Origin of the sequence: Acinetobacter sp. ANC 4218 (genome assembly GCF_002135245.1) — a bacterium.
Lineage (GTDB): Bacteria > Pseudomonadota > Gammaproteobacteria > Pseudomonadales > Moraxellaceae > Acinetobacter.
The window spans coordinates 136,494-158,596 of record NZ_NEGD01000010.1 but is presented as its reverse complement, the minus strand read 5'-3'; the positions used below and the strand labels follow the sequence as shown (position 1 = coordinate 158,596).

General features: G+C 42.4%; 20 protein-coding genes and 1 tRNA gene. 10 read left to right on the top strand and 11 right to left on the bottom strand.

The window, feature by feature from the left end; all coding sequences use genetic code 11:
* Positions 1 to 4 precede the first annotated feature (4 nt).
* From mreC to B9T38_RS16785, 5 genes are all read left to right on the top strand, one after another.
* Positions 5 to 862: a rod shape-determining protein MreC gene (mreC, locus tag B9T38_RS11420; RefSeq protein WP_086196909.1), complete on the top strand. Its 858-nt coding sequence runs from the start codon at positions 5 to 7 to the stop codon at positions 860 to 862.
* Complete coding sequence (gene mreD, locus B9T38_RS11415; RefSeq protein WP_086196908.1) at positions 849 to 1,340, top strand: rod shape-determining protein MreD; 492 nt, start codon at positions 849 to 851, stop codon at positions 1,338 to 1,340. The genes mreC and mreD overlap by 14 nt, the downstream gene beginning before the upstream one ends.
* Entirely contained in the window at positions 1,328 to 1,894 is a 567-nt protein-coding gene (locus tag B9T38_RS11410) for a Maf-like protein (RefSeq protein WP_086196907.1), read from the top strand. Before mreD ends, B9T38_RS11410 begins: the two co-directional genes overlap by 13 nt.
* Positions 1,895 to 1,936: 42 nt before the next feature.
* Positions 1,937 to 3,391, top strand: a complete 1,455-nt coding sequence (rng, locus tag B9T38_RS11405) for a ribonuclease G (protein ID WP_086196906.1) — start codon at positions 1,937 to 1,939, stop codon at positions 3,389 to 3,391.
* 135 nt (positions 3,392 to 3,526) lie between these two features.
* Complete coding sequence (locus B9T38_RS16785) at positions 3,527 to 3,697, top strand: PA1571 family protein (RefSeq protein WP_086196905.1); 171 nt, start codon at positions 3,527 to 3,529, stop codon at positions 3,695 to 3,697.
* 76 nt (positions 3,698 to 3,773) lie between these two features.
* Here the strand turns inward: B9T38_RS16785 and B9T38_RS11395 are convergent, their stop codons facing one another.
* Positions 3,774 to 5,159: a WS/DGAT/MGAT family O-acyltransferase gene (locus B9T38_RS11395; protein WP_086196904.1), complete on the bottom strand. Its 1,386-nt coding sequence runs from the start codon at positions 5,157 to 5,159 to the stop codon at positions 3,774 to 3,776.
* A gap of 167 nt (positions 5,160 to 5,326) precedes the next feature.
* The gene (locus tag B9T38_RS11390) at positions 5,327 to 6,058 is read right to left on the bottom strand and encodes a phosphoadenylyl-sulfate reductase (RefSeq protein WP_086196903.1); all 732 of its coding nucleotides are present in this window, start codon (positions 6,056 to 6,058) and stop codon (positions 5,327 to 5,329) included.
* Positions 6,059 to 6,257: 199 nt separating this feature from the next.
* Between B9T38_RS11390 and thrH the strand changes: the two genes are divergently transcribed.
* On the top strand, positions 6,258 to 6,875 hold the full coding sequence (thrH, locus tag B9T38_RS11385) for a bifunctional phosphoserine phosphatase/homoserine phosphotransferase ThrH (RefSeq protein WP_086196902.1): 618 nt from the start codon (positions 6,258 to 6,260) through the stop codon (positions 6,873 to 6,875).
* Between the two features lie 77 nt (positions 6,876 to 6,952).
* On the opposite strand, the gene B9T38_RS11380 is transcribed toward thrH, so the two are convergent.
* The 4 genes from B9T38_RS11380 to B9T38_RS11365 all read right to left on the bottom strand — a co-directional run bounded on the left by B9T38_RS11380 (position 6,953) and on the right by B9T38_RS11365 (position 11,865).
* Positions 6,953 to 8,164, bottom strand: a complete 1,212-nt coding sequence (locus B9T38_RS11380) for an OmpP1/FadL family transporter (RefSeq protein WP_086196901.1) — start codon at positions 8,162 to 8,164, stop codon at positions 6,953 to 6,955.
* 329 nt (positions 8,165 to 8,493) lie between these two features.
* Complete coding sequence (locus B9T38_RS11375) at positions 8,494 to 9,792, bottom strand: OmpP1/FadL family transporter (RefSeq protein WP_086196900.1); 1,299 nt, start codon at positions 9,790 to 9,792, stop codon at positions 8,494 to 8,496.
* 563 nt (positions 9,793 to 10,355) lie between these two features.
* Positions 10,356 to 10,428: transfer RNA gene (locus tag B9T38_RS11370), tRNA-Arg, on the bottom strand.
* Positions 10,429 to 10,509: 81 nt separating this feature from the next.
* A complete protein-coding gene (locus B9T38_RS11365; RefSeq protein ID WP_086196899.1) occupies positions 10,510 to 11,865 on the bottom strand; it encodes an amino acid permease in 1,356 nt (451 codons plus the stop codon).
* Positions 11,866 to 12,191: 326 nt separating this feature from the next.
* On the opposite strand from B9T38_RS11365, the gene prpF reads away from it, so the two are divergent.
* Complete coding sequence (prpF, locus tag B9T38_RS11360; protein WP_086196898.1) at positions 12,192 to 13,382, top strand: 2-methylaconitate cis-trans isomerase PrpF; 1,191 nt, start codon at positions 12,192 to 12,194, stop codon at positions 13,380 to 13,382.
* A gap of 219 nt (positions 13,383 to 13,601) precedes the next feature.
* A complete protein-coding gene (locus tag B9T38_RS11355; protein ID WP_086196897.1) occupies positions 13,602 to 14,510 on the top strand; it encodes a polyprenyl synthetase family protein in 909 nt (302 codons plus the stop codon).
* A gap of 78 nt (positions 14,511 to 14,588) precedes the next feature.
* Here B9T38_RS11355 and putP read toward each other — a convergent pair whose 3' ends face one another.
* The 5 genes from putP to B9T38_RS11330 all read right to left on the bottom strand — a co-directional run bounded on the left by putP (position 14,589) and on the right by B9T38_RS11330 (position 19,310).
* Positions 14,589 to 16,079, bottom strand: coding sequence for a sodium/proline symporter PutP (gene putP, locus B9T38_RS11350; protein ID WP_086196896.1), 1,491 nt, complete (start codon positions 16,077 to 16,079; stop codon positions 14,589 to 14,591).
* Positions 16,080 to 16,260: 181 nt separating this feature from the next.
* Positions 16,261 to 17,115 (bottom strand): SPFH domain-containing protein, encoded by an 855-nt coding sequence (locus B9T38_RS11345; RefSeq protein WP_086196895.1) that lies wholly within the window; start codon positions 17,113 to 17,115, stop codon positions 16,261 to 16,263.
* Positions 17,116 to 17,128: 13 nt separating this feature from the next.
* The gene (locus B9T38_RS11340; RefSeq protein ID WP_086196894.1) at positions 17,129 to 17,602 is read right to left on the bottom strand and encodes an NfeD family protein; all 474 of its coding nucleotides are present in this window, start codon (positions 17,600 to 17,602) and stop codon (positions 17,129 to 17,131) included.
* 98 nt (positions 17,603 to 17,700) lie between these two features.
* On the bottom strand, positions 17,701 to 18,618 hold the full coding sequence (locus B9T38_RS11335; RefSeq protein ID WP_086196893.1) for a patatin-like phospholipase family protein: 918 nt from the start codon (positions 18,616 to 18,618) through the stop codon (positions 17,701 to 17,703).
* A 65-nt stretch (positions 18,619 to 18,683) separates the two neighbouring features.
* Positions 18,684 to 19,310, bottom strand: a complete 627-nt coding sequence (locus B9T38_RS11330; RefSeq protein ID WP_086196892.1) for a 1-acyl-sn-glycerol-3-phosphate acyltransferase — start codon at positions 19,308 to 19,310, stop codon at positions 18,684 to 18,686.
* Between the two features lie 145 nt (positions 19,311 to 19,455).
* Between B9T38_RS11330 and B9T38_RS11325 the strand changes: the two genes are divergently transcribed.
* A complete protein-coding gene (locus tag B9T38_RS11325; protein ID WP_086196891.1) occupies positions 19,456 to 20,703 on the top strand; it encodes an MFS transporter in 1,248 nt (415 codons plus the stop codon).
* A 141-nt stretch (positions 20,704 to 20,844) separates the two neighbouring features.
* Positions 20,845 to 21,975 carry a porin gene (locus B9T38_RS11320; RefSeq protein WP_086196890.1) on the top strand — a complete coding sequence of 377 codons (1,131 nt, stop codon included), beginning with the start codon at positions 20,845 to 20,847 and terminating at the stop codon, positions 21,973 to 21,975.
* Positions 21,976 to 22,103: the final 128 nt, after the last annotated feature.

The window sequence follows — 22,103 nt, the reverse complement described above, 5'->3', positions numbered from 1 at the left end:
GGCGGTGCAAACACAACTGTTTTCTCGACAACCGCCATCTTTTCGCTCATTTATCATTGCGGTGATTACATGTCTGGTGGTGCTGTTTTTTAACTGGCGCATGCCGCATGTGATTCAACCTGCACGTGATGTCTTGTATGCGGCATATAATCCTATTTATGCCCTTGCAAGTTATCCGGTGTTATCGCGAGAATGGCTCAATCAACAAACCAAGTCTGAAGCCCAGTTACGTCGTGAAAATACCGCGATGCAAGCCGAGTTGTTACAGGCTCAGGTTCGTTTGCAAAAATTATCTGAACTTTCTGCCGAAAATACCCGTTTAAGAGGTCTGCTGGATACGCCTTTGATTATTGATGGGCGCATGGAAATTGCAGAAGTCATCGGTACTGATGCCGATCCGCTACGGCATATTATTGTGATTAACCGTGGTTCCAACAGTCAGCTCAAGGTCGGTCAAACCGTACTGGACGATAAAGGAATTATGGGGCAGATCATCAATGTCAATTCGCATAGTAGCCGTATTATGTTGCTATCTGATAAAGAGCATTCTCTCTCTGTGCGTTTGGAACATACCGGAATGCGTGCCATTGTATCGGGTACAGGTGATTTGGGGCATTTGAAGATGGAATATGTTCCGACCAGTGCCAATGTTAAGGTGGGTGAAAAAGTGTACAGCTCAGGTTTGGGAGCGCATTTTCCGGCGGGTTATCTGGTTGGCACCGTGTCCAAGGTTAACCGGCATAATTCGGGTGAATTTGCCCAGATTGAAGTCATTCCAGCCGCACAATTGGCTGGTGGACATCATGTCGTGGTACTTTTTTCTGATTCATTAGCGATGGAGCAGCCGCATGCCACTCGCTAAATTACGGGCTGAAAGCAATCGGGATCCTTTAATTGCGATTATTGTTTCAGTCATTGTCTGTTCGGTGTTGATGGTTTACCCACTGTCTTATGCCGTATCCGGTGCACGTCCCTTATTCATGTTGCTGCTCATGCTATTTTGGGTGATGTGCCAACCTACATGGTGCGGAATCTGGTTTGCCTTTGCCACCGGTATGTTTACCGACCTGCTGGTAGATGCCCCTTTAGGCATGAATGCACTAAGTTTTGTGTTGATTACCTTTATTGTCCGGTTTTTAACCCGTGAACGACGCATTATGACCTTTGGCAATCTCTGGGTGATTAGCTTTCTGGCAGTAATGGCACATTTATTTGTGATCTGGATTGCCCAAACGATGGGTGGCTTGCAATTTTCCATTACCCGACACTGGCAGCCTTTATTGAGCAGTGTGCTGGTTTTCCCTGTCATGTATTTTATGCTTAAAAAATGGCGCGTTTAATTCTGGCTTCGAGTTCTCCACGCCGTCGGGAACTGCTGCAACAGTTAGGTTTAGAATTCGAGATTTATAGTCCGGATATCGATGAATCTATTCTTTACGGAGAAGATGTTGCCGCTTATGTCGAGCGTTTAGCCTGTAATAAGGCGCAAGTGGTATTGGAGCAATTTCCGGATGCCATCGTGATCGCTGCTGATACCAGTTTAGGTGTGGATAATCAGATTTTAGGTAAACCTGAATCAAAACAACATGCTTTTGAAATGTGGCAGTGCATTTCCGGGCGCAAGCATGATGTCTTTTCAGGTGTTTGTGTGCGTACAACAACAGAAAAATCAAGTATAGTGGTACGAACACAGGTTGAGTTTCAAAAGTTAAGTCTCAATGATATGGAAGATTATTGGGCAACTGGGGAACCCTTAGGCAAAGCGGGTGCTTATGCCATTCAAGGCATCGCAGCGCGTTATATTCCCCGTATCGAAGGCAGTTATAGTAATGTCGTGGGCTTGCCTTTACATGAAACCGTACAGTTATTACAGGCAGTTAAGGCACTAAATTAACTGACCTCAAAAAAGAATTTTTATAATGTTTTGAGTTTTATTATGTCTGACGAGTTGTTGATTAACGTCACACCTATGGAATGTCGTGTGGCCTTAATCCAGAACGGCACGGTCAATGAATTATTTGTTGAGCGTACGGTTAAGCGTGGATTGGTGGGCAATATTTATAAAGGCAAAGTGGTGCGTGTACTTCCGGGTATGCAGGCTGCTTTTGTCGATATTGGTCTTTCTCGAACCGCCTTCCTCCATATCAACGATATGGTCTGGCCCCGCAATCAACCGACCCCCAACGTTTTTGAACTGCTGCAACCCGGTCAGATTCTCACGGTGCAAGTGATGAAGGATATGCTGGGGACCAAAGGGGCGCGTCTTTCTACCGATCTTTCCATTCCTTCACGTTATCTGGTATTGATGCCTTATGGTCATCATATCGGTGTATCACAACGCATTGAATCTGAAGAGGAACGGGACCGGCTGCGTTCGATGATCGAACGCATTCAAAGCGAGCATGAATTACCGGGCAGCGTCATTGTCCGTACTGCGGCAGAGGGGATTCCTGAAGCGGAAATTGCACAGGATATGGCGTATTTGGCCAAACTTTGGGAATTCATTCAGCGCAAGCAAAAAAGCATTGCCGTCCCTTCACTGATTTTTGAAGAACTGCCGCTGCCACAGCGGGTGATTCGTGATTTGGCCAATGAAGATACTTCTAAAATTTCTGTCGACTCACGTGAAATACATGCCAAGTTGCAAGAATTTGTACTTGAGTTTGTTCCCAGTATGCAAGATCGACTGGTTCACTATCCGGGTGAACGTCCCATTTTTGACTTGTACAATGTTGAAGAAGATATTCAGAAGGCCCTACAAACCCGCGTAGCACTGAAATCGGGTGGCTATTTGATGATCGACCAGACCGAAGCCATGACCACCATTGATGTCAATACCGGTTCTTATGTCGGTGGCCGAACTCTGGAAGACACCGTATTTAAAACCAATATGGAAGCGACGCAGGTCATTGCCCGTCAGCTACGCTTACGTAATTTGGGTGGCATCATCATCATCGATTTCATTGACATGCAGGAAGCACAGCATCGTGAAGAAGTCATGAGCCAGTTTGAGCGTATGCTGGAACGTGATCATGCCAAAACCAAAATCACCCAGGTTTCGGAACTGGGTCTGGTGGAAATGACCCGAAAGCGTACTCGTGAATCTTTAGAACACTTATTATGTGAATCGTGTCCAACCTGTCAGGGACGGGGTTATGTGAAAACGGCAGAGACAGTGTGTTACGAGATTTTTCGGGAAATTTTAAGATATGCCCGTGCTTTTGAATGTAAAAGCGGTTTTACCGTAGTGGCACATCCTTTGGTGATTGACCGATTGTTAACAGCGGAAGCACCTGCAGTGGCCGATTTAGAGCACTTTATAGGGCGTATCATCAAATTTCAGGTGGAAAATCTGTATACGCAAGAGCAATACGATATCATTCTGAGCTGAAATTGTAACAGAATATCGTTAAACACTTGTTACATCTGAAATTTTACTTTTTAGGCTGAATTTTGAATACTAGTCATACACAAGTAGCCAAAGCCAAAATCTCCCAGTTTTGGTTTAGCAAACAAGAGGTATGACATGAGTATAAGCCAAGTAGCAGTTCAACAAAATACGAAAGTTACAGATAATAAAATGAGCCAAAATGGTTATATCGTCAATGAGCAGGGTAAAGAAGTTCAAATTACAGCTGCCATGATTCATTCAGTTTGTCATCAACTATTAAATCAATGTCGTGCAATTAAGAATTAATGTCGTGCAATAGAAAATAAAGGGACCTCTAAAAGGTCCCTTATTTTATTTATTATTCACTCTTTTGAAGCTGCGGTTAACTCACCGCTTTTAACTTTTTTGGTGGAATATCTTGACCTACAATTTCTTCAAAGCGCTGAATTTCATCTTCCAGGTGCGTGAGCAAGTTTTGCATTTTCGGTAAGGCATTACGACAACCGGTTAACCCCACTTCCAGTTTATCCAGATAGCTGGTCATGGTAATATTCAGTGCCTGTCCATCCAGTACAATTGAAGCTGGATAGAGTGCGTCCAGTTTTGCACCATTCCAGTATAGCGGTTCGCGTGGCCCTGGCACGTTAGAAATCACAATATTGAACGCTTGGCGTTTTGGCATCATTCCCGAGACAATATTTAAACCAGCTGCACCGTAAACTAATGCGCTATAGTTTAAAATTTGATTTGAATTCATGCGTTTGAACCGCTGCTTGGCATTTAACACACTACGGCGAATAATTTGCAGGCGTTCTAAAGGCGTATCTTTATGCGTACCCAGATTAGCCAAAATCATGGTAATACGGTTTGAAACTTCAGAATCATCATCACGAATTGAAGCTGGAACCATAGCAATCAGCGGTTTTTTCGGCAATGCGTGATGACTGATCAAATACTCACGCAGTGCGCCAGAACAGATGGCCAAGACTACATCATTGATGGTGACACCCAGTGCTTTTGCGATTTTGCTTAAGCGGCCCAATTCAAAGGATTGTGCGGCAAAACGGCGTGATGAACTGACTCGCTGATTTAAAATGCTGCTGGGTGCCTGGAAGCTGGAAACATAGTCCGGATTGCGCCCCATATCTTTGCAGATGGTTTGCGATAGTTCATACATGACTTTAGGGGTCGCTTCAAATTGTGATTTTACAGCCCCCATGACTTTCTTTATACGACTTGCTTTCGGCTCTTTTAATCGTTTAGCACGAGGACCTTCGACACACCAGAGTGGCACAATACTCTTGGCTTCTGGATCATAGGATAGTGATTTTTCTACTAAACGCATACCGGCAATACCATCAACCATAGCATGGTGAATTTTAAAGTACATGGCAAAGCGGTTGCCTTCAATGCCTTCAATAATGTTGCAGGTCCAGAGTGGTTTGGCACGATCAAGCAGTGCGCTATGTTCTTGTGAAATATAAGTCAGTAATTCACGGATTCGACCCGGGTGCGGTAGTGCAATGTGGCGGAAATGATGGTCTAGATCAAATTCTTGGTCTTCATCCCAAAATAGTCCATTGAGTTTATTATTAAAAGGCGCAACAGGAAGACATTTGGATTTACGAATATCAGCAACGAGGTCTTGAATAAATGTATCAGGTGCATTGTCAGGAATTTGAAACAGGAACAGCCCACCGACGTGCATCGGTTGCTGACGCTTTTCAAGTGACAGAAAAATAAAATCAATTGGGTGTAATGGACGCATAGCGTTGAATGCCTCACTGCAATTTTGTGCCTGTTCTTATATGAACAGGCTTGTTAGAATTATATAAAAGAGTGTTTTTAGTATATCTTTTTTCAAAAAGAAATGAACTGCTTTATGTGTAATGATAAGTTAAAAAAATCACTGAATAACAGTGATTTTTTTAAATATTATTTTAAATTTCCTGCGTGTAACCCGCATTCTTTATGGGTCGCCTCTTCCCACCACCAGCGGCCTTCACGTTCATGCTGATTTGGCAATACAGGACGGGTGCAGGGCTCACAACCAATCGAAATAAAACCACGCTCATGCAACGGATTATAAGGGATTTCCATCATGCGGATATAGTTCCACACGTCGGAACTTGACCAGTTTGCCAAAGGATTATACTTAATCAGCTGTTTTCCTGGACCTGAAAAACCGGCATCTGCTTGCACCACTGGAATTTCATTACGAGTCCCCGGACTTTGATCTTTACGTTGACCGGTAATCCAGCCATCCAGTGTAGCCAGCTTTTTGCGTAAGGGTTGAACTTTACGGATACCGCAACATTCCTGATGGCCATCCTGATAGAAGCTGAAAAAACCTTTTTCAGTCACCAGTTTTTGCATCACTTCTGTTTCAGGGAAACAAATTTCGATCTCAATATTATAATGTTTACGGACCTGGTCGATAAATTGATAGGTTTCTGCATGTAAACGACCGGTATCTAGACTGAAGACACGAAAAGGTTTGCCCAAATGAGAAGCCATATCAATTAAAACCACATCTTCAGCACCTGAAAATGAAATGGCAATTTCACCTTCTTGACTTAAAGCAAGTTCCAGAATCTCGCTGGGAGATTTATCGGCATATTCAGATGCAAGTGCATCAACAAGGTCAATGGTAGGGATTGTAGTCATGATAGTTCCTGGCGTATAGGCTTGGACACTTAAAAACCTATATTAGTTTAATTCACAATGATTTTAATGGAATTGAAATAATCTGCTTAGCACTAAAAAATAAATGCTTATGAATAAAATAGATTTAAAAAACAGCCCCTGAAATCTCTATTTTTAAGCTATCATAACGCAAAATTTTTTACTGACATTGGGAGAGCCCATGGAAATCGTATGTCTTGATCTTGAAGGGGTGTTGGTTCCGGAAATTTGGATTAACTTTGCCAAGAAAACTGGAATTAAAGCGTTGGAAGCTACTACACGTGATATTCCAGACTACGATGTGTTAATGACGCAGCGCCTGAATATCTTAAAAGAGCATGGTTTAGGCTTAAATGATATTCAGGAAGTAATTGCAGAGATGGGGCCTTTCCCTGGGGCAAAAGAATTTGTGAAATGGGTGAGTACACATTTTCAATTGATTATTCTTTCCGATACGTTCTATGAGTTTGCTCATCCTTTAATGAAGCAACTCGATTGGCCAACCATTTTCTGTCACAAGTTAGAAACTGATGAAAATGGCATGATTACAGCTTATAAACTTCGTCAGCCAGATCAAAAACGCCAGGCAGTTAAAGCACTGCATGGTTTGAACTTTCGTGTGATTGCAGCAGGTGATTCCTATAACGATACCACGATGCTGGGCGAAGCAGACCACGGTTTCTTGTTTGATGCACCGGAAAATGTCATTGCTGAATTTCCTCAGTTCCCACCGATTCACGGTTATGACGCGTTAAAAGAAGCAATTCGTAATGCTTCAGTACGTAATATTCCAGCTTAATATTTTTTAAGTTTATGCAATAAAAAGAAAGGGCGCCAATGGCGCCCTTTCTTCTTTAGTCCTAATTTTTAATGCAATTAGAAGCGGTAACCGATTTTCAGACCATAACCCATTGCATGGTTATCAGTGAAATCAGCTTTTATAGCGCCGCCAGTTTGAGCTTGAGCATCGCCTAGCCAGAAGTATTTAACCCCAGCTTGAATAAAGTAGTTTTCTGCAGGACTGTATTGTCCACCTAGACCAACACTCCAATAGCCTTCAGTTGGGCCTAAAGTAGTTACAGGGTTGCCTGCGCCAGAATCGTAGCCTACAGCTGCTGTACCCGCCCACTTAGTATTGAATTTATGTGAAAGACCTGTAGTTACAGAGTATTGATCGTTTGAGTAATCAATCAGGTTTTGCGCTTTGCCTTTTGCAAATGTAGATGCTTGAGCTAACAATTCAGGTTTAACTGCGAATTGATCCCAATGTACCCAGCGTAAGTTTGCAAATGCTAAAGTGTTTGCGGCAATACCTGTTTGTAAATCAATATTTACAGATTGAGGCGTTGTAGCATCAAGTATGCTTTCTTTGTAGCCTAAAGTTGATAAAAATGGTTTGTAAGGACTATATGGATGGCCTGTTGCAGGAATGCTTGCACCAAGAGCAGCTAAATTACTTGTTTCTGTAGAATTAGCTTTATGTTTGATTTCTGAACGATAAGTTACAGCAGCCTTTAAGGCTATTTCTGGGATTTGATAAGCAAATCCAGCTAACCAACCATACGCTTGTTTTTGATCAACTTTAATGTTGTAACCACTTAATAATGAATAAGCTGCACCACGTAATTTAATATCAGCCTCAACAGTTTGCCAAACCGGACCTGCATAAAAATTCCAGTTTGCTGTTGGTTGATAACCAATCAAAGCAGTTAAATTATTAGTACGGACTTCTACTTTTGTACCTTCTTTAAGTGTTGGGTCTGAGAAGTCTGAACCGTCAACTTGATAAGTAGCATCTGCACCATAAGGTTGGTCGTATAAAAGACCTAGGGAAATTTTATCTGTGGCTTGAACTTTAATGGCAGCAGAGGGGAAAGAGTAGTCATCTCCCATATCACCGACATGATGGCCACTTCGATCTTTACCTTTAACATCCGGATCTAGAACGGAAATTCCAGCTTCGGCATAATTTCCGGGTTGTAAAAATGCGGTGATAGATTGACCTGAGCGATCTAAGCCAGCGGCAAATACTGAAGCAGATGGAAGTAAGCTAATTAAAACTGCTGAATATATTTTGTTGAGCTTCATGGTTCTTTCCCTGATGCCATTTTGTAACTAAAAGTGCTGGAAAAGTAACATAAATAAAAAAAGAGTAAATACTCTGCTAGAGTTTAATAATTGACTTGTAAGCACACAAATGATGCTTGATAGAGTAATAATTCTATTTTTATTAAATTATCTTTATGATTTTTAAATAAAAAGAAAATTATAAAGAATGGAGTAAATTTCAAAATAAAAAATTAACCGTTTGATTGAAAATACAGCTATTAATTTATAAGTGTATATTAAATGCTAATCAAAGACTGAAAAAAAAGACCATTGCGAACAATGGTCTTTTATTGTTTGGTTAAATAAGATTAGAAGCGGTAACCAATTTTTAAGCCGTATGCAAGTGCATCGTTGTCTTCAAAGCTAGCAACTGTATTAGGAGTACCAAATTGTGCGCCAGATTGTGCTTTAGCATCACCTAACCAGAAGTATTTCACACCACCCGCGATGAAGTAGTTTGGTGCTGGGCTGAATTGTAAACCTAAACCAACATTCCAGTAACCTTCTGTTGGACCAAGGGTAGATACAGGGTTACCTGCACCAGTATCATAACCTACTGAAACGTTACCAGCCCATTGCTCACTCAGTTTACGACCAACACCAACAGTTGCAGAAATTTGATCATCGGAATATGCAACTAAATCAAAGCCATTTGGTTTTCCAGTTGAAGCTACAACAGGTGCTTGTACACTAGCTGTACCAAATTTAGGTGGGCGAATGGAGAAGTTAGACCATTCAACCCAGCGTACATTAGCAAATGCTACGGTATCTGCCATGATGCCGGTTTGGAAATCCAAGTTAACAGATTGTGGTGTCGTGATTGAAGTACTTGAATTTGGTTGTAGGTTAAGACCAGCAAATAAACCTGTATTAAAAGTTTCGGTGGTTTTTGCATCATGGTCAATTTCAGAACGATAGGTTAAAGATGCTTTGAGAGCAATATCAGGAATTTGATAAGCAAAACCAGCTAACCAGCCGACTGAACCGTCTTCTTCCATATTGGCATTATAAGAGCCAAATGTACTGCTACCGCCATATGCTAGACCACGTAATTGAACGTCACCTTCAACAGTTTGATAAACTGGACCTGCATAAAAATTTAAATTTTTATTTGGTTGGAAACCAAATAGCATTGATATATTTTGTGTTTTTACTTCAACTTTAGTTGATTCAGAACCATTATGGAATAAACCTTGACCTTGAAATGCGGCTAATGCACCTGGTAGTACAGCAGGTGAACTTGAGTCTGTGGCTGAATAAGTTGCATCAGCTCCGAAAGGCTGATCGTAAATTAAGCCAAAAGAGAAATTATCAGTAAGCTGTAATTTTAATGCTGCGCTTGGAAAATAATAATCATCTCCCATATCTGATAAGTTTGTATTTTGAAGCCCAATAGCACTTGCTGGAGCTGCTGGGTTTGGAGTATATCCATTATTTACTTTACCTGAAACATTTGGATCTAAAACAGAAATACCCGCTTCGAAATAGTTACCCGGTTGTAGGAAGGCTGAAATAGATTGACCTGAGCGATCTAGTGCAGCTGCAAATGCACCTGTCATTGGTACTGTTGCAAGAATCATTGCGGTACTAAGAGTTTTTAATTTCATTTTGTGTCTTTCCTTGAGGTACAAATTTTATTACGGCTGATTTGTGTTTTTGAATGCGCTAAATTTATTTTCCTAATATCAGTTATATAACCAGATATCATTTGTTACTCCATGTGACAAAAATAGCACAATAAAAAAAAGAGTAAATGCTCTATAAAAAACTATAGAGTTTAAAAAATGAACGTATTAGAGTTTTTAGTCTAAATTTATACTAATAGTTTATTTTAAATAATTGAAAAATAATAAATTAAATTTAATTGATAATTATTTTGTTTGAATATTTATTTGATTAAAAAGTGATCATTTATCATAAAAAGTATCATATTTTTATGTGATAGAGTTCTCTTTTTAAGCGTAATAATTGAAATTAAAAAACAGGAGGTCAGGAAATTTAATTTTTTAAATATTTTTTATTATTAATTGCTATTTGGGAATTTTAAAACACTCGTATCATTACCTGACTAAGGGAAAGTTTAAATATAGGTAGGTAGGGAAGCGAGATCTGGCAGGCTGAATAGGGCTTTAGATTATTTTTATTAAAAATTCTAGGGTGAAAAGTATTGTGCGCCCTGCGGGACTCGAACCCACGTCGGTCGCTTAGGAGGCAACTGCTCTATCCAGTTAAGCTAAGGGCGCAATGCGCAGCTAATTTAACGCAAATATCGGTAAAAAAAAAGTTATTGTCGAAACAATAACTTTTTAAAATGATTTTTATGTTTAAGATTTCTTCGTCTTTAGGCTTTTAAATAGGCCAAACATCAGCACTATCCAGACGGGAATCATTAATACGGATTCTTTAAAACCTTGGGTCCACATAATATAAAGTACTGTCGCAATAAAGATCAGTACCACATAATTGCTGAGAGGAGCCCAGAGTGCCGGGAACTTGGTTTGAATCGCAGCGTTTTTGACAGCCTGTTTGAATTTCAAATGTGTCAAACTAATCATGGCCCAGTTGAGTACCAAGGCACCTACGACCACATACATCAAGTGGCCCAAAGCGTCTTCTGGGACAAAGTAGTTTAAAAGCACACAACCGAAAATGAGCAGGGCTGAGAATAAAACAGCAGGGATAGGCACACCTTGTTTATTTACTTTCAGGAATGCTTTCGGTGCATTGCCTTGCTGTGCCAGACCATACAGCATACGGCTATTGGCATACATACCGCTGTTATAAACAGACAGTGCCGCAGTCAAGATAATGAAATTGAGTAGATGTGCTGCCCAGCCAATTCCGAGTTGACTGAAAATCATTACAAATGGACTTTTATCCATACCACCCAGTTCCAGCTGGTTCCAAGGCACTAAGGATAAAAGAATCGTGAGTGAGCCAATATAGAAAATCAGAATACGGAACACGACCTGGTTAATGGCCTTAGGAATGGTCTTTTCCGGGTCTTTGGCTTCTGCAGCCGCCATACCAATCAGTTCAATACCGCCAAAGGCGAACATGAGGAAAGCCAGCATATAGAACAGGCCTTCAAAACCATTCGGGAAGAAACCGCCATGTGACCAAAGATTGCTAAATGAAGAGGTTGATCCTGCATCTGCGGTCAGTAATAAATACAGGCCGAAAACAATCATGGAAATCACGGCAGTCACTTTAACAATGGAAAGCCAGAATTCGGATTCGCCATAAAACTTGACATTGCCGAGATTGACCAGAGTAATGACAATGAAAAAGAACAGTACCGAAGCCCATGCAGGAATATGTGGCCACCAGTAATTAATATATTTGGCAACTGCGGTAAGCTCTGTCATGGCAACCAGAACGTACAAAATCCAGTAATTCCAGCCCGCCAGGAAGCCCGGGAATTTGCCCCAATATTTATTGGCAAAGTGGCTAAATGATCCTGCTACAGGCTCATGAACAATCATTTCGCCCAGCTGGCGCATGATTAAAAAGGCGATTAAACCACCAATGGCATAACCCAAAATGATGGAAGGACCAGCAGATTGGATGACCTGTGCGGAACCTAAGAATAAGCCTGTCCCAATTGCACCGCCCATGGCGATCAGTTGGATATGACGGTTCTTTAAGCCACGCTGAAGTTTGGAAGACTCGTTGTTCAAAGTATTCAGCCCGACAATGTGTAAGGAAAGGATTGAAATGGATTGTAATAGATTGAAATGTATAAGCCTAGTACGGGCTCTAGAGAGGGATTGTTAAAAAATAATCATATAAAAAATATTTTATATATTCCTATTTTGAATCAATAAATTAATTTTATTTTTTAATACATAAAATAAAATGAGGTAAATGATGAAAAAAAGTTTGATATTCGTTTTTTATACTTAAGTCAAGAAAGCATCTATTTCATAAAAAAATCGCTATGATACTTTTTAGCATTTTGCTGACGGCGATGTACAACAATGATAAATGAAAGGATAAAAGAGAAATGAGTTTTGCTCCACAAATCAAGATTCCAGCAACTTATATGCGTGGCGGTACCAGTAAAGGGGTGTTCTTTAAACTGGATGACTTGCCCCAAGCTGCACAGCAGGCTGGAAAAGTGCGTGATCAGTTATTGCTGCGTGTAATTGGTAGTCCTGATCCGTATGGCAAGCAGATTGATGGCATGGGTGGAGCAACTTCAAGTACCAGTAAAACCGTGATTTTGGCCAAAAGTGCCCAGCCAGATCATGATGTCGATTATTTATTTGGACAGGTTTCGATTGATCAGCCTTTTGTGGACTGGAGCGGTAACTGCGGAAATTTAACGGCTGCAGTCGGCTCATTTGCCATTTCGAATGGCTTGGTCAGTGCAGAACGTATTCCGGAAAATGGCATTTGTACAGTCCGTATCTGGCAAGCCAATATCCAAAAAACCATTATTGCCCATGTGCCGATCACCAATGGACAGGTGCAGGAAACTGGTGATTTTGAGCTGGATGGGGTGACTTTCCCGGCAGCTGAAGTTGCCATTGAATTTCTGGACCCGGCTGATGATGGTGAAGAGGGCGGAGCCATGTTCCCAACGGGGAATGTCGTAGATACCCTGGAAGTGCCAGAAATCGGAACTTTCCAGGCGACCTTTATTAATGCCGGTATTCCGACCATTTTTTTAAATGCAGAAGATATTGGTTATGAAGGTACTGAATTACAGGATGCCATTAATGGCGATGCCCAAGCTCTGGCACGTTTTGAAACCATCCGCGCTTATGGCGCCAAACAGATGGGTCTGATTCAGGATATTTCCGAAGCGGAAAAGCGCCAGCATACCCCGAAAATTGCCTTTGTATCGAAACCTAAAGCCTATACATCTTCAAGCGGTAAAGATATTCAAACCACTGATGTCGATTTGCTGGTTCGTGCCTTGTCGATGGGTAAACTGCATCATGCCATGATGGGAACGGCTGCAGTGGCTATCGGTACGGCTGCTGCGATTCCTGGAACTTTGGTTAATCTGGCAGCAGGTGGCGGAGTACGTGAAGCAGTACGCTTTGGACATCCATCAGGTACCTTAAGAGTCGGCGCACAAGCTGTGCAGGAAAATGGACAATGGGTGGTCAAAAAAGCTGTTATGAGCCGCAGTGCGCGGGTACTGATGGAAGGCTGGGTTCGAATTCCGGAAGATAGCTTGAAATAGCAAACAAGATAGAGAATCTTGCGAGAAAGCAGTATCATGCTGCTTGTCATTGATCAATAAGTTAGCCTGATTAAAGCTTAAACGATGATGACGGTTCAATTCTCATGTAGATGAGGAATCGCAAGTTCTCTGTCGAAGGTGACAAGAGCGTTGTATATTAGATCGGGGTCATTTTTAATTTTCCCGATCTATTCCCAAAGCAAAGTATTCGAGGCGAATGTGTCATCTTTAACTGACGTGCAAGCAAATGCATTAACTCAAGCACAGCAACGTATTCAACAAGATTTATTAACGGCATTAGACGCATTTTCTATTCCGGAGCCGCTTAAAGGGGCTGTGTATCATGCAGTCATGCTGGGTGGAAAACGGGTACGTCCTGCACTTTGTTATGCCACCGCTGCTTTAAAACCGAATGCAAATTTTGCTGCCGTACGCCGTGCTGCAGTCGCCATTGAAATGATTCACTGTTATTCACTGGCCCATGATGATTTACCCTGTATGGATAATGATTCCTTGCGTCGTGGTCAACCGACCTGTCATGTCGCTTTTGGGGAAGATACGGCATTATTGGCAGGGGATATTTTGCAGTCGATGGCCTTTGAAATCTTGGGCAGTCGCCTGTTTGATCAGGGCCCGGCAGTTGCTCCGACCATTATTTTAAAACAGATGCAAATTCTGGCGACTGCCAGCTCGAAAATGGTCTGTGGTCAGGTGCTGGATTTACAGGCTGAAGGTAAGCGTGTTGATCAGGATGCTCTGGAAAATATTCACCGCAATAAAACCGGTGCCCTGATTTCTGCAGCCGTGATGATGACAGCCGTGACCGTATTTGAAGGCACAGATCCTGCCATTCCTAAACTGCGTGAATATGCGCAAGCGATTGGACTGGCCTTTCAGGTACAGGATGACATTCTGGATATTATTTCCGATACAGCAGTACTGGGAAAAACTGCGGGTAAGGATGAGCAAGTGGATAAATCAACTTATCCTGCACTCATGGGTCTGGAAAAAGCTCAAGCCTATGCCAAAGAGCTGCATGACCAAGCCTTTAATGCTTTGGAGATGTTTGCTGAAAATGCAGCTGAATTGAACCGGATTTCAGAATTTTTATTGGCGCGTAAAAGTTAATTTGGTTCAAATACAGCAGCCCAGACTATAAAAAAGAGGATCATATGTCCTCTTTTTTATACGTACAGACTGTAAAAATTATTTAGATGCTTTATATAGCTGGTCACCTTCATCGAAACGGGTGGTGACTTCAGCAGAAGGGGCTTTACCCAGAAGGCTGACCACGACAATGGCAATGATTGAAGCAATGAAGCCGGGAATAATTTCATAAACACCGGTATCACCCAACAGGTTTTTCCATAGAATCACCACCACAGCTCCGACCAGCATACCTGCAAGTGCGCCATTTAAAGTCATACGACGCCAGAACAAAGACAGAATAATCAGTGGACCAAAGGCTGCACCAAAACCTGCCCAGGCATAAGCCACCAAACCTAAAACCTTGGATTCAGGGTTTCCAGCCATCCAGATGGCAAGCAGGGCGATCAGCAACACCATGAGGCGGCCAATCCAGACCAGTTCTTTTTGTGTGGCATTTTTACGCAAGAAGGATTTGTAAAAGTCTTCGGTTAGCGTACTTGAGCAGACCAGTAACTGACAACTCAGAGTACTCATCACCGCGGCTAAAATGGCAGCCAGTACAATACCTGCAATCCACGGATTAAACAGAATCTTGGTCAGTTCCATAAATACGGTTTCAGGATTGGCCGTCACAGCACCAGCCAGTTCCGGATGCTGCTGGAAGTAGGCAATCCCAAAGAAGCCTGCTGCCACCGCACCACCTAGACATAACGTCATCCAGGTCATACCGATACGGCGTGCATTGGGAATGGATTTCACCGAATCTGCTGCCATAAAACGCACCAGAATATGTGGTTGACCAAAGTAGCCTAAGCCCCAGGCAAGTAAGGACATAATCGCCACAAAGCTTAGATCACCCATGATATCCATCGCTTGTGGACGTGCAGCTTCAAGTGCCAGGGTCATTTGAGACAGGTCCGAGAAGCTCAGAATGGTCACAATAGGGGTGAGTAACAGAGCAAAAATCATCAATGACGCTTGAATGGTGTCGGTCCAGCTGACCGCGAGGAAGCCACCGATAAATACATAACTGATGGTGGCAATGGCACTGATCCATAGTGCCGTGCTATAGGACAGGTCAAACATATTTTCAAACAGGCGCGCACCAGCCACCATGCCGGAAGCACAATAAATGGCAAAGAAAATCAGAATAATGAAAGCCGATGCCACACGTAAAATTTTCTTCTGGTCATTAAAGCGGTTGGAAAAATAGTCTGGCAAGGTCAGGGCATTGTGCTGTACTTCGGTGTGTACACGTAAACGTCCAGCAACCAGCAGCCAGTTGAGCCATGCACCAATAATCAGGCCAATTGCAATCCACATTTCAGATAAACCTGAAAGATAAATTGCACCCGGCAAGCCCATCAGCAGCCATCCACTCATATCTGAAGCACCGGCAGAGAGCGCCGTCACGAAACTACCTAAACGACGACCCCCCAAAATGTAATCAGAAAAATTGGCTGTCGCGCGATAAGCCAGAAGGCCAATCGCGATCATGGCGACAATATAAAAAAGAAAGGTAATTAAGGTCGGATTCAGGGAGTTCATACGGTATCCAGTTACACGGTGGACAGTAGATCGAAACACAGGCTTTTAAAGAACAAGCACAAATCATTTCAAAAAAATAACGCGAAATTTAACCATAGATTAAAAAAAAATGCTGAGTTTTTCTTGGCTGAAATAAAAATAGACAGCTTTTGCTGTCTATTTTTTAATATAAAAGAGTAGTTTACTGATTGCGTCCCATTACTCCACGAATGGTGTTCATGATGTCGGCAGGTAACACCACCGTTTTTGCATTATTGGATTTCGACATGTCCTGCATGGCTTTGACATATTGTTCACCCAGCAAATAAGCCACCGGAATTTCCTTGTCGCCGACTGCTGAAGTCACCATCTCAATGGCTTTCTGTGAGGCTTCAGCCAAGACGACTTGTGCTTCTGCATCACGGCGTGAAGCTTCCAGGCGGCCATCGGCTTCCAAAATTGCTGCCTGTTTTTCACCATCTGCCTTGGTCACGGTAGCACGACGCTGACGCTCGGCAGCCGCTTGTGCTTCCATTGCAGCCTGCATGGTCGATGAGGGTTGAATATCCTGAATTTCCACGGTTTTCAGGGTAATGCCCCAATCGGAAATATCATCGGAAATGGCGGCTTTCAGTTTGGCTTTAATGTGATCACGTGAGGATAGCGCATCATCCAGATCCATTTCACCGACAATTGAACGCAGTGAAGTTTGCACCAGGTTCTGAATGGCCCAAGTATAGTTTTCAATGCCGTAAACCGCTTTTTCCGGGGTAGTGATATTAATGTACGCTACTGCATTCATCAGCAGCACCGCATTGTCACGGGTAATGACTTCCTGTGAAGGAATATCCAGCACGATATCTTTGGTGGTGACTTTATAAGCCACTTCATCAATATACGGAATGACAAAACTGAGTCCCGGTCCCAAAGTGGTATGGTATTTACCCAGACGTTGCACGATCCATTTATAACCCTGCGGGACAATGCGCACCCCTTTAAAAATGGTCACGCCGGCAAAAACCAGCAGTGCTAAAACAATAATTGTTCCACCAGACATGTTATTTCCTCACTTATATATTTTCGTTATTGGGATGGTGTGGTTTAACCACCAGATCATTGCCGAGAATATCGACCACGCGAACCCGATCACCCACTTCTACCGGAGACAGCGTCCGACAGTTCCACTCATCTGACCCCAAAACCGGCATGGGAAAACGCACCGTGATCAGGTCATGCTGCATATGAGTCTGAATGACCATGCCCACCTGACCAATAGTCGCTTCACGGGATAAACCGGCTTTGGTTTTATCAATTGAAAGTGGTTTGATAAATTTGAACCACAACAATGTGCATAGCACAGACAGGATAATCCAGGTGACAATCTGAGTGGTTAAGCCCATCATCGGAAACATCCAGAATAAAACACCGACCATGATGGCTGCGATGCCAAACCATAGTGCAGCAAAAGCGGGGATTACCAATTCAGAAAGCATCAGTAATACCCCGAGTACAAACCAATGCCAAGGTTCGAATGCAAATTCCATACATCTACTCGTGTATTGTCAAAATAAAGAGAGACCATGAGGCCTCCATATCAATTTAGCAGATGAATAAGTCTTTGAATATTAAAAAAGCATATTTTTTAGATTCTGGATTTTGGCGCGGGTTTAAAGGCTGCGGGTGATTTTTTAAAGTCGCTGATTGCCTTTTTTATGGCGATGATTTTCAGCTGGGTCGCTTTTTCGCCTTCCAGAATGGATGTATTGCTGGCTTTTAAATCCAGCGTGCCTAAATGTCCTACTTTAGGCTGAATGATCACATTGGCCTGATTCAGTTCTTCATGAATGCTTTGTTGACCCATAATATTGATGGTCTGGTCCAGTAGGCCCCACATATTCATCGGTTGATTGCCACTCGGTCGTGCAGAAATGTCGACGGCAATAACAATATCTGCACCCATCGCTTTCGCGGTTTTCACCGGAATCGGGCTGACCAGCCCCCCATCGACATACTGTTTCCCACCGATGGTAGCGGGAACAAAGACATTGGGGATACTGCAGGAAGCACGCACCGCCTGACCGGCATTGCCTTTAATAAATTCAGCTTTAGTGCCGGTGTCCAGACGGGTCGCAACAGCTGCAAAGCGAATCGGGAATTTCTCAATCGGTTTATTAGCAATATGCTGGTTGACATAATTCTGCAATTTTTGACCTTGCACCACACCTTGACTGTTCAGGGTTAAATCACGGATATCCGATTCTTTTAAAGTCAGTGCAATTTGCTGTAGTTGATAAGGCGTTTTACCACTGGCATAAATACTGCCGACAAAACTTCCGGCACTGGTCCCGGTGACGATTTTCGGCTTAATGCCATGTGATTCTAAAACTTTCAGCACACCAATATGGGCAAATCCTTTAGCCCCGCCACCCCCAAGCGCAATGGCAATGACAGGTTCACGTGCCTTGATGGTTGTGGTTTGCGGTGGTGTTTTGGTGGTTTTATCACAGCCAATCAGTCCAAGCCCTAGTAGAGCAATGAAAGAATATTGCACAAGCTTCATGGTTGAATTTGTATATCAATTTGATGAAAAGTTGTGCACATGACAGCAGATAATTGTTATTTTGACTAGTTATTTTTTAAACGCTTTTGTAATGGCTTGGCTAACCAGTCCGGATTTTTGGCTGAAAATTTGCCGGTATAGTGATCTAAAATTTGTTCTACATCCTGCGCATAATTTCCCGTTGGCTGAAACACACCCAGGCAGTGTATCGCCTTGTTTTTATAATCCAGTGAAAACATCACAATCGGGATATGGGCACCCACGGCAATGCGGTAAAAACCACTTCTAAACGATTCAGCCTGTTTGCGTGTTCCTTCCGGTGCCATACCGACCCAGATCTGCTGTTGCGTATTAATGAAGTCGATAATTTGCTGAGTGGTACCTTGTTGGATACTGCGATTGACCGGAATCACCCCAATCCATTCAAGTATGGGTTTCAGCGGTGTGTTAAATAAGGTGTGTTTGCCAAAAACCGTGATCTTGATGCCCAGTCCAAGCAGTGCGGCAAAACCGTGCCAGGCATCGATATTCGAGGTGTGTGGAGAAATAATGGCGACCGCTTTCTGCAGGTTGGGAAAATCACCCTCAAAACTCCAGCCTTGGGCAAGAAATAATTTTTTGAAAATATTTCGGCTTAAGTGACCACTACGGGCAGGCACTTGATCGGGCAAGGTCGGAAAGTGTTGAGTCATGGTGTTTGATTGCACTCCCGGGTAAATTTATCGGCTTTTAAACATGTTAAGCTTTTGTAAAATAAGATTCATTGGCAAAATATCAACTGTCATTCAGCTTGCCTGATCAAAATAGTCAATCCGGTTTTGACCCTAAGGGCCCACTATGCCGAGTACACGTAACATCTATCTCTTGTTGTTCTCTTTATATTGGGCACAAGGTTTACCCGTCGGTTTTATGACCCATGCTTTACCGGTGATTTTACGTGCCCAAGGGGTGTCACTGGCACATATTGGCGGTTTTGGCTTATTGATGTTGCCCTGGTCAATCAAAATTTTCTGGGCACCATGGGTTGACCATTTTGGCCATGCAGCATTTGGACATTACCGTAGCTGGATTATTCCGACCCAGTTATTGAGTGTGGTGGTATTGACTGGCTTATCTTTTCTGCCGATTCAGGCTTTAAACCAGCCTGAATACTTGCTGGCTTTTTTTGTGGCTTTACTGAGTATGAATCTGGTCGGTGCAACGCAAGATATTGCTACCGATGGCCTGGCGGTCAATATGCTGAACAATCAGCAGCAGCATTGGGGCAACACCTTTCAGGTCATTGGCTCACGATTGGGCTTTATTGTCGGTGGGGGAGCTATTTTATGGGCACTGGACTGGCTGGATTGGCAAAGCACATTTTTAATCTTGGCGGGACTGGTGCTGTTGAATACTTTACCGATTTTATGGCTGAAAGAACCGCAACGATTAAAGCATATGCTGTCCAGTACCGAAGCAGGAACATTTCGCTGGCAAAAAATAAAAGATTATCTGGCTTATTTTTATCGAGAGCAAAATCTTGCTGCATGGTTAGCGGTGCTCATCACCTTTAAAATTGCCGATGGTTTAGCTGGGCCTTTGCTGAAACCCTTAATGGTGGATTTAGGACTGACATTTTCCCAAATTGGCATTTATGTGACCATGCTTGGCGCTGTGGCTGCACTCATCGGTGCAGGGCTTGCAGGGTTCAGCCTGAAGTATGTTTCCCGTGAACATGCTTTACTCGGTTTTTCTATTTTGAAAATTTTCACTTTGGCTGCCTATGCATGGCTAGCTGTTCAATATGAGACCCAAGGTCCTATTGAAACCTGGATGATCTATCTGGTTAATGCTGCTGAAGACATGATTTCCGCCATGCTTTTGGTGGTGATGCTGACTCTGGTCATGCAATACAGCCGCAAACATTTGGCAGGAACAGATTTCACTTTCCAGGTGGCGTTGATGGCAACCGTGAGCGGTGGACTGTATAGCCTAAGCGGGATTTTAGGCGATCTCTTGGGTTATGCGAGTTATTTAAGCTTGATCACTGTGTTGGCATTGCTCTGTATTTTCCCGATTCTGAGATGGAAAAACAGTTTGCTCTAAACCCTAAAAGCTTTTTAATTCAATTCAATATACATTTAAAATCTAAGGATTAAATAAGATAACTAAATAAAAATTAAATCATTTTTTTAAATATTTCTGAATTGTAACATCTGTTACAGAATAACTTAGGGGTATTTATAGATGAAAACCAAATTAGCAGCAGCGATTGCATTAAGCCTACTGGCAGCACCAACTTTTGCAGCGCCAACTTTTTATGGGGAAATTGATGCAAGTATCGATTACTTGCCAGAAGACAATGCCAATACTTCGGATAAAGATGTAGTAGAAGTTAGTTCTAATAGCTCTTTCATTGGTTTAAAGGGTGAAGAAAAACTGAACGATCGTCTAAACGCAGTTTATGTGATTGAATGGAGTCTCAGTGCAGATGGTGATAGTACAGACTGGACGACGCGTAACCGTTTTGTCGGTTTAAAAGATGCTCAACTCGGTACTTTAAAAGTGGGTGCACATGACACGCCATTGAAGCAACTCTCAAGTCCAGTTGATACATTTAACAACTACGTTGCTAACAAAGCAGATGTAAACGGTATTTTCACTGGTGAAGCCCGTATATCGAATGCAGTCATTTATGAATCTCCAGCAATTAAATTGCCTACAGGTGCCATTAAAGTGAATGCGTTGTTGGCCTCTGGTGAAGATTCAGGCATTGCAAAAGGTAATGGCTCATCTAAAACTGCTGGTCGTGGTTTAGGCGATGCATGGTCTGCATCTGTAGTCTATGACAGCCCGGTGGTTGTGGCTGGTATTGCGTATGATAAAGCCATTCCATCGTCTTTCTTAGGTTCTGGCTTTTCAAACGCTAGCTCTCCAGAGGTTTTACCAGCAGTTGATAAAGATGGCAAATTAACATCATTATTTGCAGCTGCAAATACAATTCGAGCTATTGGCCGTGTAAACCTTGAGGGTGGTTTGGCATTAAAAGCACTTTATCAAACTTCAGAAGTTGAAACTGCAAAAGGTAATGCTGCTGGTTCAGAATTTATTGATGATGCTCAAGGCTGGTTAGTGGGTGCAGAATATAATTTGCCAACAGCCAAGGCCTGGACGGTAAAAGCACAATATAGCCAAAACACAACTACATTTACTAATAATGCTCCTGACTATGAAGCAAAACAAATCTTTGCTGGTGCAGATTATGCATTTAACAAACAGGTGAAAGCGTATGGTTATGCCGGTTATCTGACTCTTGAACAAGGTTCGAATGAAACTAAACAACCTGTAGTCGGTACAGGATTGGAATATAAGTTCTAATCTGTGCGTTGTTTTTTTCTAAAAGGCGATGTTTTACATCGCCTTTTTTATTACTGTTTTTTATATTAAGTGAATTTTAAGTTTGGTATTCTACATTAAGACAACAGTAGAAAGATTAACCAACAGTC

Coding starts and splice junctions, on each gene's coding strand:
- mreD (WP_086196908.1), top strand. CDS start 849: ATGCCACTCGCTAAATTACGGGCTGAAAGCAATCGGGATCCTTTAATT.
- B9T38_RS11410 (WP_086196907.1), top strand. CDS start 1,328: ATGGCGCGTTTAATTCTGGCTTCGAGTTCTCCACGCCGTCGGGAACTG.
- rng (WP_086196906.1), top strand. CDS start 1,937: ATGTCTGACGAGTTGTTGATTAACGTCACACCTATGGAATGTCGTGTG.
- B9T38_RS16785 (WP_086196905.1), top strand. CDS start 3,527: ATGAGTATAAGCCAAGTAGCAGTTCAACAAAATACGAAAGTTACAGAT.
- B9T38_RS11395 (WP_086196904.1), bottom strand. CDS start 5,159: ATGCGTCCATTACACCCAATTGATTTTATTTTTCTGTCACTTGAAAAG.
- B9T38_RS11390 (WP_086196903.1), bottom strand. CDS start 6,058: ATGACTACAATCCCTACCATTGACCTTGTTGATGCACTTGCATCTGAA.
- thrH (WP_086196902.1), top strand. CDS start 6,258: ATGGAAATCGTATGTCTTGATCTTGAAGGGGTGTTGGTTCCGGAAATT.
- B9T38_RS11380 (WP_086196901.1), bottom strand. CDS start 8,164: ATGAAGCTCAACAAAATATATTCAGCAGTTTTAATTAGCTTACTTCCA.
- B9T38_RS11375 (WP_086196900.1), bottom strand. CDS start 9,792: ATGAAATTAAAAACTCTTAGTACCGCAATGATTCTTGCAACAGTACCA.
- prpF (WP_086196898.1), top strand. CDS start 12,192: ATGAGTTTTGCTCCACAAATCAAGATTCCAGCAACTTATATGCGTGGC.
- putP (WP_086196896.1), bottom strand. CDS start 16,079: ATGAACTCCCTGAATCCGACCTTAATTACCTTTCTTTTTTATATTGTC.
- B9T38_RS11345 (WP_086196895.1), bottom strand. CDS start 17,115: ATGTCTGGTGGAACAATTATTGTTTTAGCACTGCTGGTTTTTGCCGGC.
- B9T38_RS11340 (WP_086196894.1), bottom strand. CDS start 17,602: ATGGAATTTGCATTCGAACCTTGGCATTGGTTTGTACTCGGGGTATTA.
- B9T38_RS11335 (WP_086196893.1), bottom strand. CDS start 18,618: ATGAAGCTTGTGCAATATTCTTTCATTGCTCTACTAGGGCTTGGACTG.
- B9T38_RS11330 (WP_086196892.1), bottom strand. CDS start 19,310: ATGACTCAACACTTTCCGACCTTGCCCGATCAAGTGCCTGCCCGTAGT.
- B9T38_RS11325 (WP_086196891.1), top strand. CDS start 19,456: ATGCCGAGTACACGTAACATCTATCTCTTGTTGTTCTCTTTATATTGG.
- B9T38_RS11320 (WP_086196890.1), top strand. CDS start 20,845: ATGAAAACCAAATTAGCAGCAGCGATTGCATTAAGCCTACTGGCAGCA.